At 61.7% G+C, this 15,372-nt stretch carries 13 protein-coding genes; 2 read left to right on the plus strand and 11 right to left on the minus strand.

The window, feature by feature from the left end; translation table 11 throughout:
- From VA602_RS09930 to VA602_RS09980, 11 genes are all read right to left on the minus strand, one after another.
- On the minus strand, positions 1 to 839 hold an 839-nt coding region (locus VA602_RS09930; RefSeq protein ID WP_323453134.1), incomplete at its 3' end, for a multifunctional CCA tRNA nucleotidyl transferase/2'3'-cyclic phosphodiesterase/2'nucleotidase/phosphatase.
- A 51-nt stretch (positions 840 to 890) separates the two neighbouring features.
- Positions 891 to 2,459: a SpoVR family protein gene (locus tag VA602_RS09935; RefSeq protein ID WP_063542414.1), complete on the minus strand. Its 1,569-nt coding sequence runs from the start codon at positions 2,457 to 2,459 to the stop codon at positions 891 to 893.
- The gene (locus VA602_RS09940; protein WP_054892216.1) at positions 2,456 to 3,727 is read right to left on the minus strand and encodes a YeaH/YhbH family protein; all 1,272 of its coding nucleotides are present in this window, start codon (positions 3,725 to 3,727) and stop codon (positions 2,456 to 2,458) included. The genes VA602_RS09935 and VA602_RS09940 overlap by 4 nt, the downstream gene beginning before the upstream one ends.
- Before the next feature lie 129 nt (positions 3,728 to 3,856).
- Positions 3,857 to 5,779, minus strand: coding sequence for a PrkA family serine protein kinase (locus VA602_RS09945; protein WP_054892217.1), 1,923 nt, complete (start codon positions 5,777 to 5,779; stop codon positions 3,857 to 3,859).
- A 284-nt stretch (positions 5,780 to 6,063) separates the two neighbouring features.
- Positions 6,064 to 6,393 (minus strand): thiosulfate sulfurtransferase GlpE, encoded by a 330-nt coding sequence (gene glpE / locus VA602_RS09950; protein WP_063542416.1) that lies wholly within the window; start codon positions 6,391 to 6,393, stop codon positions 6,064 to 6,066.
- Between the two features lie 14 nt (positions 6,394 to 6,407).
- Complete coding sequence (locus VA602_RS09955) at positions 6,408 to 7,274, minus strand: symmetrical bis(5'-nucleosyl)-tetraphosphatase (RefSeq protein WP_054892219.1); 867 nt, start codon at positions 7,272 to 7,274, stop codon at positions 6,408 to 6,410.
- Complete coding sequence (gene apaG, locus VA602_RS09960) at positions 7,274 to 7,654, minus strand: Co2+/Mg2+ efflux protein ApaG (protein ID WP_323453135.1); 381 nt, start codon at positions 7,652 to 7,654, stop codon at positions 7,274 to 7,276. The genes VA602_RS09955 and apaG overlap by 1 nt, the downstream gene beginning before the upstream one ends.
- A 166-nt stretch (positions 7,655 to 7,820) precedes the next feature.
- Positions 7,821 to 8,621: a 16S rRNA (adenine(1518)-N(6)/adenine(1519)-N(6))-dimethyltransferase RsmA gene (gene rsmA, locus VA602_RS09965; RefSeq protein ID WP_323453136.1), complete on the minus strand. Its 801-nt coding sequence runs from the start codon at positions 8,619 to 8,621 to the stop codon at positions 7,821 to 7,823.
- Complete coding sequence (pdxA, locus tag VA602_RS09970) at positions 8,618 to 9,607, minus strand: 4-hydroxythreonine-4-phosphate dehydrogenase PdxA (protein WP_323453137.1); 990 nt, start codon at positions 9,605 to 9,607, stop codon at positions 8,618 to 8,620. Before pdxA ends, rsmA begins: the two co-directional genes overlap by 4 nt.
- Positions 9,604 to 10,923, minus strand: a complete 1,320-nt coding sequence (gene surA, locus VA602_RS09975; RefSeq protein ID WP_151925253.1) for a peptidylprolyl isomerase SurA — start codon at positions 10,921 to 10,923, stop codon at positions 9,604 to 9,606. Before surA ends, pdxA begins: the two co-directional genes overlap by 4 nt.
- Complete coding sequence (locus VA602_RS09980; RefSeq protein ID WP_323453138.1) at positions 10,904 to 13,762, minus strand: LPS-assembly protein LptD; 2,859 nt, start codon at positions 13,760 to 13,762, stop codon at positions 10,904 to 10,906. Before VA602_RS09980 ends, surA begins: the two co-directional genes overlap by 20 nt.
- A gap of 131 nt (positions 13,763 to 13,893) precedes the next feature.
- On the opposite strand from VA602_RS09980, the gene VA602_RS09985 reads away from it, so the two are divergent.
- Both VA602_RS09985 and VA602_RS09990 read left to right on the plus strand, forming a co-directional pair.
- Positions 13,894 to 14,913 carry an aminoglycoside phosphotransferase family protein gene (locus tag VA602_RS09985; RefSeq protein WP_323453139.1) on the plus strand — a complete coding sequence of 340 codons (1,020 nt, stop codon included), beginning with the start codon at positions 13,894 to 13,896 and terminating at the stop codon, positions 14,911 to 14,913.
- Positions 14,910 to 15,372 (plus strand): nucleotidyltransferase family protein (locus VA602_RS09990; protein ID WP_323453140.1); only part of this gene is annotated, 463 nt, incomplete at its 3' end. The genes VA602_RS09985 and VA602_RS09990, both read left to right, overlap by 4 nt.

Genomic DNA, 15,372 nt, shown 5'->3' on the forward strand with positions numbered 1-15,372 from the left:
AGCTCCATTGCGCGATGCGCCAGAGGCAGGCACTCACCAACCAGCAGTGCCAGTTCCTGGCATTCACGTGGCGCCTTGAAGCGCTGGTTTACAGCTTTCAGTTGTGAGGTGTCCCGAACGCCTTGCAGCAGGCAGGCCCAGCGCACGTGCAGTGGCTGCCGATGCTCTGCCGCCTGTTGCAGCGGGGCGAGTGCCTGCGGGCTGGGGTCGAGCTCCGGCATCAGTTGTTGCAGCGCGCCGCAGTCGCGCAGCACTTCGATGAACACCTGTGGCTGCGCTTCCATCAGCGCGCGTTCGATCTCTTTCCAGCTCCGTTCGGCAGTCAGTGCCTGCAGTTCGCCGCTGGTGCTGATCTGGCGCATGAGTTCAAGGGTCTCATCGGCGACGTGAAAGCCCAGCGGCGCATAGCGCGCGGCAAAGCGGGCAACCCGCAGCACTCGCAAAGGATCTTCGGCGAATGCCGGGGAAACATGGCGAAGAATCCGTCTATCCAGATCAACTTTGCCATGGTAGGGGTCGTGCAGATTGCCTTGGTCGTCCTCGGCCATCGCATTGATGGTCAGATCGCGGCGTATCAGATCTTCCTCGAGTGTGACTTCGGGGCTGGCGTGAAAGGTGAATCCGCCATAGCCGCGACCGCTCTTGCGCTCGGTGCGCGCCAGGGCGTATTCCTCGCCGGTTTTCGGGTGGATGAAGACGGGGAAATCCGCGCCTACCGGGCGAAAGCCCAAGGCCTGCATTTCTTCGACCGTGGCGCCGACTACCAACCAGTCGATATCGCTGACCGGGCGCCCGAGCAGGCGGTCGCGAACCGCGCCGCCAACTTTATAGATGTGCATGTACAACCTCCGTGACTGCCGACAGCATACCTTGTCGGCAGTCACGAGGTCTCAGAGGTGGTGGATGACGGCGAGATCCATGCGGCCGTAGTCGCCTGGTTCTCCATGCTCGCCACGGGGCGGCATATGGTGGGTTTTCACCACCTGGTCGCCCTGCACGGTCTCCAGGTGGATGTCGAAGCCCCACAGGCGGTGCAGGTGCTTGAGCACTTCCTCGGTGGAGTCGCCCAGCGGTTTGCGGTTGTGCTGCTGGTGGCGCAGGGTGAGCGAGCGGTCGCCACGGCGATCGATGCTCCAGATCTGTACGTTGGGCTCGCGGTTGCCCAGGTTGTACTGCGCCGCCAGTTGTTCGCGGATGACGCGATAACCCGCCTCGTCGTGGATGGCCGGTACCAGCAGGTCGTCGCGTTGGTCGTCGTCGAGGATGCTGAACAGTTTGAGGTCGCGGATCACCTTGGGGGAAAGGTACTGAAGGATGAAGCTCTCGTCCTTGAAGCTGCTCATGGCGAACTTGATGGTCGACAGCCAGTCGCTGCCGGCGATTTCCGGGAACCAGCGGCGATCCTCTTCCGTTGGGTGCTCGCACATCCGGCGGATATCCGTGTACATGGCAAAGCCCAGGGCATAGGGGTTGATGCCGCTGTAGTAGGGGCTGTCGAAGCCGGGCTGGAACACCACGCTGGTGTGCGATTGCAGGAACTCCATCATGAAGCCGTCGGTGACCAGGCCTTCGTCGTACAGGTCGTTCATCAGGGTGTAGTGCCAGAAGGTTGCCCAGCCTTCGTTCATCACCTGGGTCTGGCGTTGCGGATAGAAGTACTGCGCGATCTTGCGCACTATCCTTACCACCTCACGCTGCCAGGGTTCGAGCAGCGGCGCGTGTTTTTCGATGAAGTACAGGATGTTTTCCTGGGGTTCGGCAGGGAAGCGCGCGTCGTCCTTTTCGCCGCCCTTGTCAGCACCCTTCGGGATGGTGCGCCACAGGTCGTTGATCTGCCGCTGCAGGTGTTCCTCGCGCTCCTTCTGTCGCCGGCGCTCTTCCTCGGCGGAGATGGGGTATGGCCGCTTGTAGCGGTCGACGCCGTAGTTCATCAGGGCATGGCAGGAGTCGATGAGGTCCTCCACCGCATCGATGCCATGGCGTTCCTCGCACTGGGCGATGTACTGCTTGGCGAATACCAGGTAATCGATGATCGAGCTGGCGTCGGTCCAGGTGCGGAACAGGTAGTTGCCCTTGAAGAAGCTGTTGTGCCCGTAGCAGGCGTGGGCGATCACCAGCGCCTGCATGCAGATGGTGTTTTCTTCCATCAGGTAGGCGATGCAGGGGTCGGAGTTGATGACGATCTCGTAGGCCAGGCCCATCTGCCCACGGCTGTAGGACTTCTCGGTGCTGAGGAATTGTTTGCCGTAGGACCAATGGTGATAGCCCAGCGGCATGCCCACCGAGGCGTAGGCATCCATCATCTGCTCGGCAGTGATCACCTCGATCTGGTTGGGGTAGGTATCCAGCGCATAGCGCGCGGCCAGGCGGCTGATTTCCCGGTCGTAGGTCTGGATCAGCTCGAAGGTCCATTCCGAGCCGGTGGAAATGGGTTGGCGTCTCTGTGCTCTGGCGGTCATGTGGCTAACCTGCGCTGGAAGAGTTCACGGAAGACCGGGTAGATGTCACCGGCCGAGACCAACTGTTGCTGGGCGAAGGTGTCGGGAAACGCCTCGCCGATACGTTCGTACTCGTACCACAGTGCCTGATGCTCGCGGGGGGTGATCTCGACATAAGTGTAGTACTGCACGTGCGGCATGATCTGCTTGGTCAGGATATCGCGGCAGATTGGGGAGTCGTCGTTCCAGTTGTCGCCATCCGACGCCTGGGCGGCATAGATGTTCCAGTCGCTGGCCGGATAACGCTCGGCCATGATCTCCTGCATCATCTTCAGGGCGCTGGAGACGATGGTGCCGCCGGTCTCGCGCGAGTAGAAGAACTCTTCTTCATCCACCTCGCGGGCGCTGGTGTGATGGCGGATGAACACCACCTCGATGCGTTCGTAGTTCCGCTTGAGGAACAGGTACAGCAGGATGAAGAAACGCTTGGCGATATCCTTGGTGGCCTGGGTCATGGAGCCGGAGACGTCCATCAGGCAGAACATCACCGCCTTGGAACTGGGGTTGGGCTGCTTGACCAGCAGGTTGTATTTCAGGTCGAAGGTGTCGAGGAAGGGCAGGCGGTTGATGCGTGCCTTGAGGCGTACGATTTCGGCTTCTACCTCCTGGATGTCGGTGAAGTTGTCGGGTTCCTCGACTTTCAGCCGCTCCAGTTCCTTTTGCGCTGCGCGCAGCAGGCCGCGGCTGCTGCCGGTCAGGGCGATGCGCCGGGCATGGGCCGAGCGCAGTGTACGCACGATGTTGATGCGCGACGGATTGCCCTCGTTGGCGATACCTGCGCGTACGGTCTTGAAGGTGTCGGCACCGGTCAGATGACGCTTGACCAGGTTGGGCAGCTCCAGGTCTTCGAACATGAATTCGAGGAATTCTTCCTGGGTGATCTGGAAGACGAATTCGTCCATGCCCTCGCCGGAATTACCGGCCTTGCCGCGTCCGCCACCGCCACCACCGCCTTGCGGACGGGCGATATGTTCGCCTGCGGTGAATTCCTTGTTGCCCGGATGAACGATGGTCTGCTTGCCGCCACGGCCGTGATGCAGCACCGGTTCGTCGATATCGCGCCCGGGAATGCTGATCTGCTCACCATGCTCCATGTCCATGATGGAGCGGCGGCTCACCGCCTCTTCGACGGCCTTCTTGATGTGCTCACGGTACCGGCGCAGAAAGCGCTGGCGGTTGACCGTGCTCTTGTTCTTGCCGTTCAGGCGTCGGTCGATTACGTAGCTCATGGGGCCTCCGCTAAGAGCAGCTGCAAGCGTCAAGCTGCGAGACAAAGCAGCCACCAGCACCGCAAGCCGAGGCGCAGACCTGACGGTCGCGCCGTACAGCTTGCAGCCTGTGGCTGACAGCTTGTCGCTTTATTGCGATTTCCTGACCCGCAGGTACCATTCCGACAGCAGGCGGACCTGTTTGTCGGTGTAGCCACGTTCCACCATCCGCGTGACGAAGTCGTTGTGTTTCTGTTGGTCTTCCTTGCTTGCCTTGGCGTTGAAACTGATGACTGGCAGCAGGTCTTCGGTGTTGGAGAACATTTTCTTCTCGATCACCACCCGCAGCTTCTCGTAGCTCAGCCAGCTTGGGTTCTTGCCGTTGTTGTTGGCGCGGGCACGCAGCACGAAGTTGACGATTTCATTGCGGAAGTCCTTCGGATTGCTGATGCCGGCCGGCTTCTCGATTTTCTCCAGTTCTTCGTTGAGGGCGATCCGGTTGAGGATTTCACCGGTTTCCGGGTCGCGGTATTCCTGGTCCTGAATCCAGAAGTCTGCGTACAGCACATAACGGTCGAAGATGTTCTGGCCGTATTCGCTGTAGGACTCCAGGTAGGCGGTCTGGATTTCCTTGCCGATGAACTCGATGTAGCGCGGTGCCAGGTATTCCTTGAGGTAGCGTAGGTAGCGTTCGCGCACCTCGGCCGGGAATTGCTCCTGTTCGATCTGCTGCTCGAGCACATAAAGCAGGTGCACCGGGTTGGCCGCGACTTCGTGCGGGTCGAAGTTGAACACTTTGGAGAGAATCTTGAAGGCGAAGCGGGTCGACAGGCCGTTCATGCCTTCGTCGACGCCAGCGGCATCACGATACTCCTGGATCGACTTGGCCTTTGGATCGGTATCCTTGAGGTTTTCGCCGTCATATACCCGCATTTTCGAGTAGATGTTCGAGTTTTCCGGCTCTTTCAGGCGTGAGAGCACGGTGAACTGGGCGAGCATCTTGAGGGTATCGGGCGCGCAATGGGCCTTGGACAGCGAGCTGTTGACCAACAACTTGTCGTAGATCTTGATTTCGTCGCTGACCCGCAGGCAGTAGGGCACCTTGACGATATAGATCCGGTCGATGAAGGCCTCGTTGTTCTTGTTGTTGCGGAAGGTGTGCCACTCAGACTCGTTGGAGTGGGCCAGCAAGATACCCGAATAGGGAATCGCCCCCAGGCCCTCGGTGCTGTTGTAGTTGCCTTCCTGGGTGGCGGTGAGCAAGGGGTGCAGGACCTTGATCGGCGCCTTGAACATCTCCACGAACTCCATCAGGCCCTGGTTGGCCCGGCACAGGGCGCCCGAGTAGCTGTAGGCGTCGGCGTCGTTCTGCGGGAATTCCTCGAGCTTGCGGATATCCACCTTGCCGACCAGTGCGGAAATGTCCTGGTTGTTCTCGTCGCCGGGTTCGGTCTTGGCGATAGCGATCTGGTTGAGGATCGAAGGGTACAGCTTGACCACGCGGAACTTGCTGATATCGCCGCCATATTCCTGAAGACGCTTGGTCGCCCAGGGCGACATGATGGTGTTCAGGTAGCGCCGCGAGATGCCGTACTCCTCCTCGAGAATGGCGCCGTCTTCGGTGGCATTGAACAGGCCCAGTGGCGACTCGAATACGGGCGAATCCTTGATGGCGTAGAACGGCACTTTCTCCATCAGCTGCTTGAGTTTCTCGGCCAGGGACGATTTGCCGCCGCCTACCGGGCCCAGCAGATAGAGGATCTGTTTCTTCTCTTCCAGACCTTGGGCGGCGTGGCGGAAGTATGAAACGATCTGGTCGATGCACTCTTCCATGCCGTGGAAGTCGGCAAAGGCCGGATACCGGCGGATCACCTTGTTGGAGAAGATCCGCGACAGTCTGGAGTTGCTCGAGGTGTCGATCAGTTCCGGCTCACCGATGGCCAGCAACAGCCGTTCAGCGGCCGATGCGTAGGCACTGCGATCCTCTTTGCACAGCTCGAGGTACTCCTGCAGCGAGAGTTCTTCCTGGCGCGTTGACTCGAAACGTTGTTGGAAGTGGCTAAAAATGCTCATGACGTCACCTCGCTCGATACGTGGAGACGACGCCGGATCAGTCAGCTGATGCTGGCATGCAAGCGGCTTTCACCGATTGCTGTTTACCCCCCAGAACACCTTGGAACGCTACCGATGACCCGCACGCCGGTGTACCGGCTCTCCCCTTTTTTGGATGGCCTGCGCTTAAGGATAGTTGGTAATACGCAAGGTCAAGGGCGAGGGGCCGAGAAGTTGCTTCCGACCGTTCGTCAGGTAAGGCGCAAGCCCGCAGGTGACGCGGGCTTGAGGGGAAATGAAAAAAATTATTCGGCGTCGCCCTGGGCGGTTTCGGCCGGATAGGTAGCGCGCCACAGCTCGAAGCCGCCGTCGACGCTGTAGACCTCAGAGAAGCCCTGGCCCACCAGGTAGGCGGCGGCACTCTGGCTGGAGTTACCGTGATAGCAGACCACCAGCGTCGGCGCGTCGAGGTCGGCGTTGCGGATGAAGTCGGCCACCGAATGGTTATCCAGATGGCGGGCGCCGGTGATATGGCCGGCAGCGAAGGCCTGGGGATCGCGAATGTCGACCACCACCGCACCTTGTGCACGCAAGGCCAGGGCCTGTTCCGGAGGGATGCGCTTGAATTCGCTCATGGGTACGTTTTCCTTCAGGTTCGGTCGTTGATTCTAGTGGGTTCCGGTGCCGTACGTACGGTGCCTTCGTCGGTGCAGTCGCAGCGGTGGTATTGGCCGCTGTCCAGGTTGTACAGGGTCATGGCGCCGCCCCATACGCAACCGGTGTCCAGGGCGATGACGCTCGGCTCTTCGACGTTGCCTTCGAGGGCGGCCCAATGGCCGAAAATGATCTTCACGTGGCGCGAGCGACGGTCCTTGTGGGCGTACCAGGGCTTGTAGCCCTTGGGGGCGCTGTCCAGGCCTTCCTTGCTCTTGAGGTCGAGCTTGCCGTCGGTGGTGCAGAAACGCATGCGGGTGAAATAGTTGGTGATGACCCGCAGGCGCTCGACGCCGCTGAGGTTCTTGCTCCACTTGTTCGGTTCATTGCCATACATGCCGTCGAGGTAGAGCTTGAGGCGGTTGTCGTCGCGCAGCACCTCCTCCACCTCTGCTGCCAGCTCCAGGGCCTTGCCCAGCGTCCACTGGGGCGGGATGCCGGCGTGAGCCATGGCGATACCCCGGGCCTCGTCATAGTGCAGCAGCTTCTGGCGGCGCAGCCAGTCGAGCAACTGATCGGCGTCTGGTGCCTCGATGATCTCGCGCAGGGTGTCACTTTTCTTCAGGCGCTCGATGTTATGCCAGGCTGCGAGCAGGTGCAGGTCATGGTTACCGAGCACGCAGACCAGCGACTCGCGCATCGCATACAGGTAGCGCAGGGTTTCGAGCGATTCCGGGCCACGGTTGACCAGGTCGCCCACCAGCCACAGGCGATCGACCTTGGGATCGAAGTTGACGCGTTCGAGCAAGCACTTGAGCGGTTGCAGGCAGCCTTGCAGGTCGCCGACGGCGTAGGTGGCCATCAGTGCAGAGCTCCAGGCACAGCCAGGCGGAACGGCGCGATCTCGGCGTCGAAGCGTGTACCGTCTTCGGCGAACATCTGATAGCTGCCTTGCATGGTACCGACGCGGGTGGCGATAACTGCGCCACTGCTGTAGGTATAGCTCTGCCCGGGGTCGATGGTCGGTTGTTGGCCAATGACGCCATCGCCGCGCACTTCCTCGACCTTGCCGTCGCCGTTGGTGATCAGCCAGTGGCGCCCCCTCAGCTTGGCCTTGAGCGTGCCATTGTTCGACACCGTGATGGTGTAGGCGAAGGCGAAGCGGTTGTTCTCGGGGTCGGATTGCTCTTTGAGGAAGCGGGTCACGACGCTGACGTCGATCTGATAGCGGGGGTCGGACATGCAAGGGCCTTGGGCGAACGGGAGCATTAACGCGATTGTCGCAGTCTAGGCCATTGAGAGGGGGGAGGGCCAGCGGTGGGCGCTGTCATCGGTGTGGGGTACTTCGCGGGTAAACCCGCCCCCAGGAGAGGGGCGGGTTGCCCGCGAAGGGGCAGCAAGGGCCGAGTCAGCCTTGCTGCAGTGCCAGTTGATCAGCCAGGCGCACGAAGGCCGCCAGGTCCAGCTGTTCAGGGCGCAGGCTGCCATCGACGCCAGCCGCCTCGATGGCCTGGCTGTCGAGCAGCCCCTTGAGTGTGTTGCGCAGGGTCTTGCGGCGCTGGTTGAACGCTTCGCGCACCACGCGCTCGAGCAGTGCCGGGTCCTTGGCCGGGTGCGGCAGCACTTCGTGCGGCACCAGGCGGACGATGGCCGAATCCACTTTCGGTGGCGGATTGAACGCGCCAGGGCCGACGTTGAACAGGTGTTCCACGCGGCAGTGGTACTGCACCATGATCGACAGGCGTCCCCAGTCCCCGCCGCCCGGACCTGCGGCCATGCGCTCGACCACTTCTTTCTGCAGCATGAAATGCATGTCGCGGATCAGCCCGGCGTGAGCCAGCAGGTGGAAGATCAGAGGCGTAGAGATGTTGTAGGGCAGGTTGCCGACGACTTTCAGGCTGCGCGGCGGCACGCCCAGGGTATTGAAATCGAACTTGAGGGCATCGCCCTGGTGCAGGCGGAAATTGTCGCGGTCGGCGAACTTGCGCTGGAGGATGGGGACCAGGTCCTTGTCCAGCTCGACCACGTCGAGTTGGGCGCCGCTGCCCAGCAGGCCCTCGGTCAGGGCGCCCTGGCCCGGGCCGATTTCCAGCAGGTGCTCGCCGGCCTTGGCGTTGATCGCCCGCAGGATGCGGTCGATGATGCCGGCGTCGTGCAGGAAGTTCTGGCCGAAGCGCTTGCGCGCCCGGTGTTGGTAGTGCTCGTTCATGGTCGGTTCTCGGCCATCTGGTAGGCGGTTTCCAGGGCGACGCGCAGGCTGCCGGTGTCGACCTTGCCGCTACCAGCCAGGTCCAGGGCAGTGCCATGATCGACCGAGGTACGGATGATCGGCAGGCCCAGCGTCACGTTGACTGCGGCGCCGAAGCCCTTGTACTTGAGTACGGGCAGGCCTTGGTCGTGGTACATCGCCAGCACTGCGTCGCAGTGCTCCAGATATTTGGGGGTAAACAGGGTATCGGCCGGCAATGGACCGCGCAGGTCCATGCCCTCTGCGCGCAGGCGCTCGAGCGCGGGCTCGATGATGTCGATTTCTTCGCGGCCAAGGTGGCCGCCTTCGCCGGCATGCGGATTGAGGCCGCAGACCAGGATGCGTGGTTGGGTGATGCCGAACTTGTCGCGCAGGTCGGCATGCAGGATGCGCGTGACGCGTTCCAGGCGTTCGGCGGTGATGGCGTCGGCGATGTCGCGCAGCGGCAGGTGCGTGGTGACCAGCGCCACACGCAGACCGTGGGTGGCGAGCATCATCACCACCTGGGCCGTCTGGGTGAGGTCGGCGAGGAACTCGGTATGCCCGGAGAAGGCGATACCGCTCTCGTTGATCACGCCCTTGTGCACCGGGGCGGTGATCATCCCCGCGAAGTCACCTTTCAGGCAGCCTTGGCCCGCGCGGGTCAAGGTCCGCAGGACGAAGGCCGCGTTGCGTGAGTCCAGTTGGCCGGCAGTTACAGGCGTTGCCAGCGGCGTGTCCCACACGTAGAGGCTGCCTGCGGGTGCCGGTTGGTCTGGCCAGGCATCCGGCGACACCGACAGCAGCGTAACCGCCAGCCCCAGCTGCGCGGCCCGCTCGGCGAGCAGGTCACGGCTGGTGATGGCGATCAGGGGGTGCGGCTGAGGCTCTGCGGCGAGCAGCAGGCACAGGTCTGGACCTATGCCCGCCGGCTCGCCGGGGGTGACGGCGAAGCGCAGGGGCTTCACTGGGTCGCCTGGTCGGCGCCAGGCAGCTTGATCTCAACGTAGGCTTCGTCGCGGATCTGGCGCAGCCAGGTCTGCAGCTCTTCGTCGTATTTGCGGTTGCGCAGTACGTTCAGTGCCTGCTGCTCGCGGGCCTGTTCGGTGCTGTCGGTGGCGCGACGGCCGAGTACTTCCAGCACGTGCCAGCCGTACTGGGTGCGGAACGGCTTGGTCACTACGCCTTGCTCGGCGTTGGCCATCTGTTCGCGGAATTCCGGTACCAGGCTGTTCGGGTCGACCCAGTTCAGGTCGCCGCCGTTGAGTGCGGAGCCTGGATCTTCCGAGAAGCTTTTCGCCAGTTGGGCGAAGTCTTCGCCATTCTTGATGCGATCGTACAGGCGTTCGGCCAGTTGCTCGGTCGCCGCATCGCTGCGGATCTCGCTGGGCTTGATCAGGATGTGACGCACATGGACTTCGTCGCGCAGCACGCTTTCGCTGCCACCGCGCTTCTCCTCGAGCTTGAGGATGATGAAGCCGTTGGGGATGCGAATCGGTTGGGTGATGTCACCGATGGCCATGCTGCTGAGCATCTTGGCGAAGTCAGGTGGCAGTTGGCCGGCCTTGCGCCAGCCCATCTCGCCGCCTTCCAGGGCGTTTTCGCTGGCCGAGCGGGCGATGGCCAACTGGCCGAAGTCGGCGCCCTGGCGCAGTTGCTGGTAGACCTCGCCAGCTTGGCGTGCCGCGGCCTGGATAGCGTCCGAATTGGCGCTCTCCGGGGTCGGAATCAGGATGTTGGCCAGGCGGTATTCTTCCGACATCTGCATCTTGCCCAGGTCGGAGTTGAGGAAGTTCTTCACTTCCTGCTCGGACACCTGGATGCGCTCGGCCACGCGACGCTGGCGAACGCGGCTGATGATCATCTCGCGCTTGACCTGATCACGGGCGTCATCGAACGACAGACCATCGTGAGCGAGGGCAGCACGGAACTGATCCAGCGACATGCCGTTGCGCTGGGCGATGGTGCCAATGGCCTGGTTGAGTTCTTCGTCGGTGATACGAATGCCCGAGCGCTCGCCGATCTGCAGTTGCAGGTTCTCGACGATCAGACGTTCCAGCACCTGCTGTTCCAGGGCGCCGGCAGGCGGCACGCCACCGCCGCGCTTGGCGATGGTCTGCTGCACTTCGTGTACGCGCTGGTCCAGCTGGCTTTGCATGACCACGTCGTTATCGACGATGGCCACCACGCGGTCCAGGGGTTGCGGCGCGGCATGCACCGCACCGCTCAGCATTACGGCGCCCAGCATCAGCGGGCGCAGACGATCAATAAGCTTGCTCTTCACGTGTACGGTAACCTTGAATGCCTTGGTCCAGGAACGATTCGACCTTGTTGCCCACGACGCCGCCGAGGCCTTTGAGGACGATCTGCAGGAATACGCCGTGGTCGCCCTTTTCGTTCTGCGGCAGGGCCTGGCTATAGTCTTCGTTGTCCATCCAGTAACGGCTGATCAGACGAAGCTTCCAGCAGCAGCTGTCGTACTCGAAACCACCTAATGCCTCGAGGGTCCGGTTCCGGTTGTAGTCGTGCTGCCAGCGTGCGATGACGCTCCATTGCGGCACGACTGGCCAGATGATCGAGAAGTCGTGTTGTTGGATCTTGTAGTAATCCTTGATGTAACCGGGTGCGCCAGGAACGCCGTAGTCACCACCGCCTACCTTCCAGGTACCGGTCAGCGAGTCGTAGGTGATCATATCGTTACGGTAACGGTAACCGGCGTTGATGACCTTGTTCGGATTGTCCTCAGGTTGGTAGTGGAACATGGCGCTGCCTGAGCGGGTGCTGCGGCTGTCTGGGTCCCAGTTGAAGTCCGAGTTGAAACGCCAGTCGCGGTTGAAGCGATATTGGTACTCAAGCGCGTACGGCGAGACGTCCGACAGGCTGTCCTTGCGGGTACGGTAGTCGATACCAGGCAGCTGAACCTTGCGGTCCTTGAAGTAATACGCCTGACCGATGTTGAAGCGCTGACGCTCGAAGCCGTTCTCTTCGATCCACCGGCTGGTCACGCCAAGCGACAGTTTGTTCTCGTCGCCGATGCGGTCACCACCAGCGAACCGGTTGTCGCGAAACAGGGACGAGTAGCTGAAGGGCATTTCACCCGTGTCGAACAACGGGATGTCTTTCTGATCCTTGTAGGGGACGTAGAGGTAGAACAGCCGTGGCTCGAGAGTTTGCAGATAGTTCTTGCCGAACCACTGGGTGTTGCGGTCGAAGTACAGGCCGCTGTCGACGCTGAAGATCGGAACACTGCGGTTCTGCGTCCCAGAGTAGTTTCCGTAAAGGAAATCCTCACCTTTGGACTGCGCTTGCGCGGTGTAGTCGATTATGTCCTGCTTGCCTTTACTATCCAAGTCGAGATCGTAATGGGTATAGGAGTACTTGAGCTTGGGCGTCAGGAAGCCGTAACTGGCCTCCATTGGCAATGTGATAGCAGGTGTTGCGTTAAGGCGCGTACCGTTTGCACGCGCCAGGCCGAACACTGCGTCGTCTAGTCGACGACCGCCGATGATATTGCCAGCTGGGTCAAAGACGTAGCCGAGGGAACCATCCGGATTCCCCTCCTTGTCGAAGACCAGGCCGTTCTTCAGATCGCGCTCGAATCGTGTGGCTTCGGTTTCGTAGCTGAAGTCGAGGCCGGCGGGATGATAGGGCAACGTGCCCAGGAAAGTAACTTGAGGCAGCCTGTCGTAAGGCGTTATCTGCGAAATGGTGGCCATTTCGTATGCGTGCACGTTCAAACGCGCAGTGTAGGTGTCGCCACGATAGGTCAGCGCACCCTGCTGATTGACGTAGTCACGCTTCTCGACACCGATCTGGTCGGACTCCAGGTCCTGGAAGTAGAACGGGTCGCTGATGTCGGTGTAGTCCACCTCGGTCATCAGGCGCTCGTCCAGGCCGCCCTTGTGCTGCCAGTTGACCATCCAGCGTTCTTTCTTGTAGTCCGTCTGCAGCTTGCGGTCGTCGTCCTCGTCGTTGAGGTACGCGCCGCCGAACTGACCTTCGCTCGACTTGGTCAGGTAGCGGAATTCGCCTTCCATCAACAAGCCGCGCTTGGCCATGTAGCGCGGATACAGGGTGGCGTCGTAGTTCGGCGCCAGGTTGAAGTAGTACGGCGTGACCAGCATGAAGCCGGTGTCGCTGCTGGTGCTGAACGACGGCGGCAGGAAGCCGGACTGGCGGCGGTCGTCGATCGGGAAGTAGATGTACGGTGTGTAGAACACCGGAATATCCTTGACCCGAAGGGTGACGTTGGTGCCGGTACCGAAGCCGGTGGCCGGGTTCAGGGTAATGTTGTTGCCCTTGAGCTGCCATGCGTTGCTGCCCGGCTCACAGGTGGTATAGGTACCGTCCTTGAGGCGGATGATGGCGTTTTCGGCACGCTTGGCGTACAGGGCCGAGCCGCGGATGTGCGACTTGTGCATCACGTACTCGGCGTTGTCGACCTTGGCTTCGCCAGTGTCGAGCTGGACTTCGGCCTGGTCGCCCACCACCAGCGTACCGTTGTCGCGAATCTTGACGTTGCCCTTGAGCTCGCCGCGGTTCTCGGTCTGGTAGAGGTTGGCTTCGTCGGCTTCGGCCTGCATGCTGCCCTGGCGCATGACCACGTCACCGGCCAGGGTAGCGATCTGCTGCTCCTGCTGGTACTTGGAGACCTTGGCGTTGAGGTAGGTCGGCGACTCGTCCTTGGGCGTGGAGTCGTTCATGCCCGGACGGATCGGCTCGATGTACGCACCGCCGCAATACGGGCCGGTCTCGGCCAGTTGGGCGGCGGTGAGCTTCTCGCGGGGCACCCAGTCCAGATGGCTGTAGTCTTCGCTGCGCGATTTCAGCGCGCGGCCCTTGCTCTCGGTGACCAGCACCGGCTTGGGCTCGGCACTGCCAGCCGCCTCGGCGGTCTGGGCCTCGGTGCCGCCACTGAGTGCGGCGCCATCGTGCACAGGGCGCGGCGGCAGAGTGCTGGCAGCGGTCTTGGGCTTGCAGTCCCAACCACCGGCGGCGGACACTTGGCAGTCGAACTGCTCGGCAGCCACCACGTACGATGTGGCCAGAGGTTGCAGGGCCAGCAGACCGCCAGTCACCAGCAATGGAAACTTTCTACGAAACGCGGGGGATTTCAATGCCATCTTATTAGTCCGGGCTTCCTGCGTGCCATCTGCCCGCGTGTGGGGCCGCACGCCTCTCGATGGTCTGAAAAAGATGCTGGATAATAAAGCATGACCCGCTTGACGGCTAGGGGCCGTCGGAGACCCTTGTAATGCCTGATCATGATGTACGCCTGCAACAGCTGACTGTGTGGCTCGAACAACAGCTTCAGAATCTTTTCCGCGAAAACGCCTGGGGCGACGTGCCTGCGGGCAGCCTGACCGCCGCCAGCAGCGACGCGAGCTTTCGTCGCTACTTCCGCTGGGAGGGCGGCGGACACAGTTTCGTGATCATGGATGCGCCACCGCCGCAGGAAAATTGCGCACCTTTCGTCGCCATCGACCACTTGCTGGCCAGCGCGGGTATCAACGTGCCGGTGATCCATGCCCAGGACCTGGAGCGTGGCTTCCTGCTGTTGAGCGACCTGGGGCGCAAGACGTATCTGGAAATCATCGGCGACGACAATGCCGATGCCCTGTTCGCCGATGCCATTGACGCGCTGCTGGCCCAGCAACAACTGCCGATGCAAGCGCCGCTGCCGAGCTACGACACCGCCTTGCTGCGCCGTGAGCTTGAGCTGTTTCCCGAGTGGTATGTCGGGCGTGAACTGAAACTGACCTTCACCGAAGCGCAGCAAGCCAGCTGGCAGCGCATCAGCCAGCAACTGATCGACAGCGCCCTGGCCCAGCCCAAGGTCTTGGTGCACCGCGACTACATGCCGCGCAACCTCATGCACAGCGCCCCCAACCCGGGCGTGCTGGACTTCCAGGACGCCGTCTATGGCCCGGTGACCTACGACATCACTTGCCTGTTCAAGGATGCCTTCTTGAGTTGGCCGCAAGCACGTGTCGATGGCTGGTTGCGCAGCTACTGGGACAAGGCGCAGGCCGCAGGGATTGCGGTACAGCCTGAGTTCGAGGAGTTCCAGCGTGCCAGCGACCTGATGGGCGTGCAGCGCCATCTCAAGGTGATCGGCATCTTCGCCCGCATCTGTCACCGCGATGGCAAGCCGCGCTACCTTACCGACGTGCCGCGTTTCTTTGCCTATATAGATGAAGTGATCTCCCGTCGCCCTGAGCTGGCCGAGCTCGGTCAACTGATCGGCGAACTCAAGACCGGGGCACACCCATGAAAGCGATGATCCTGGCGGCAGGCAAGGGCGAGCGCATGCGCCCGCTGACCTTGCACACCCCCAAGCCCCTGGTGCCTGCGGCGGGCAAGCCGCTGATCGAGTACCACCTCGAGGCCTTGGCCAGGGCGGGGTTGAGCGATGTGGTGATCAACCATGCCTGGCTCGGGCAGCAGATCGAGGATCACCTGGGCGATGGCAGCCGCTTCGGTCTGAGCATCAGCTATTCGCCCGAGGGCGAACCGCTGGAGACCGGCGGCGGTATCTTCAAGGCGCTGCCGCTGTTGGGGAATGCACCGTTCCTGCTGGTCAACGGTGACGTCTGGACCGATTACGACTTCAAGCGCCTGTGCCAACCGCTTCAGGGCCTTGCGCACCTGGTGCTGGTGGACAATCCGGGGCATCACGGGCGTGGCGACTTCCGTCTCGACGGCACGCACGTCGTCGATGGCGACGACGCTC

Origin of the sequence: Pseudomonas machongensis (assembly GCF_034961125.1) — a bacterium.
In the GTDB taxonomy this organism is placed as follows: Bacteria; Pseudomonadota; Gammaproteobacteria; order Pseudomonadales; family Pseudomonadaceae; genus Aquipseudomonas; species Aquipseudomonas machongensis.

What these genes read in the sequence shown, in the direction of transcription:
- VA602_RS09945 (WP_054892217.1), bottom strand. Translation starts at nt 5,779, where the DNA reads ATGAGCATTTTTAGCCACTTCCAACAACGTTTCGAGTCAACGCGCCAG.
- apaG (WP_323453135.1), bottom strand. Translation starts at nt 7,654, where the DNA reads ATGTCCGACCCCCGCTATCAGATCGACGTCAGCGTCGTGACCCGCTTC.
- VA602_RS09940 (WP_054892216.1), bottom strand. Translation starts at nt 3,727, where the DNA reads ATGAGCTACGTAATCGACCGACGCCTGAACGGCAAGAACAAGAGCACG.
- VA602_RS09935 (WP_063542414.1), bottom strand. Translation starts at nt 2,459, where the DNA reads ATGACCGCCAGAGCACAGAGACGCCAACCCATTTCCACCGGCTCGGAA.
- VA602_RS09955 (WP_054892219.1), bottom strand. Translation starts at nt 7,274, where the DNA reads ATGGCCACCTACGCCGTCGGCGACCTGCAAGGCTGCCTGCAACCGCTC.
- glpE (WP_063542416.1), bottom strand. Translation starts at nt 6,393, where the DNA reads ATGAGCGAATTCAAGCGCATCCCTCCGGAACAGGCCCTGGCCTTGCGT.
- VA602_RS09980 (WP_323453138.1), bottom strand. Translation starts at nt 13,762, where the DNA reads ATGGCATTGAAATCCCCCGCGTTTCGTAGAAAGTTTCCATTGCTGGTG.
- rsmA (WP_323453136.1), bottom strand. Translation starts at nt 8,621, where the DNA reads ATGAACGAGCACTACCAACACCGGGCGCGCAAGCGCTTCGGCCAGAAC.
- VA602_RS09985 (WP_323453139.1), top strand. Translation starts at nt 13,894, where the DNA reads ATGCCTGATCATGATGTACGCCTGCAACAGCTGACTGTGTGGCTCGAA.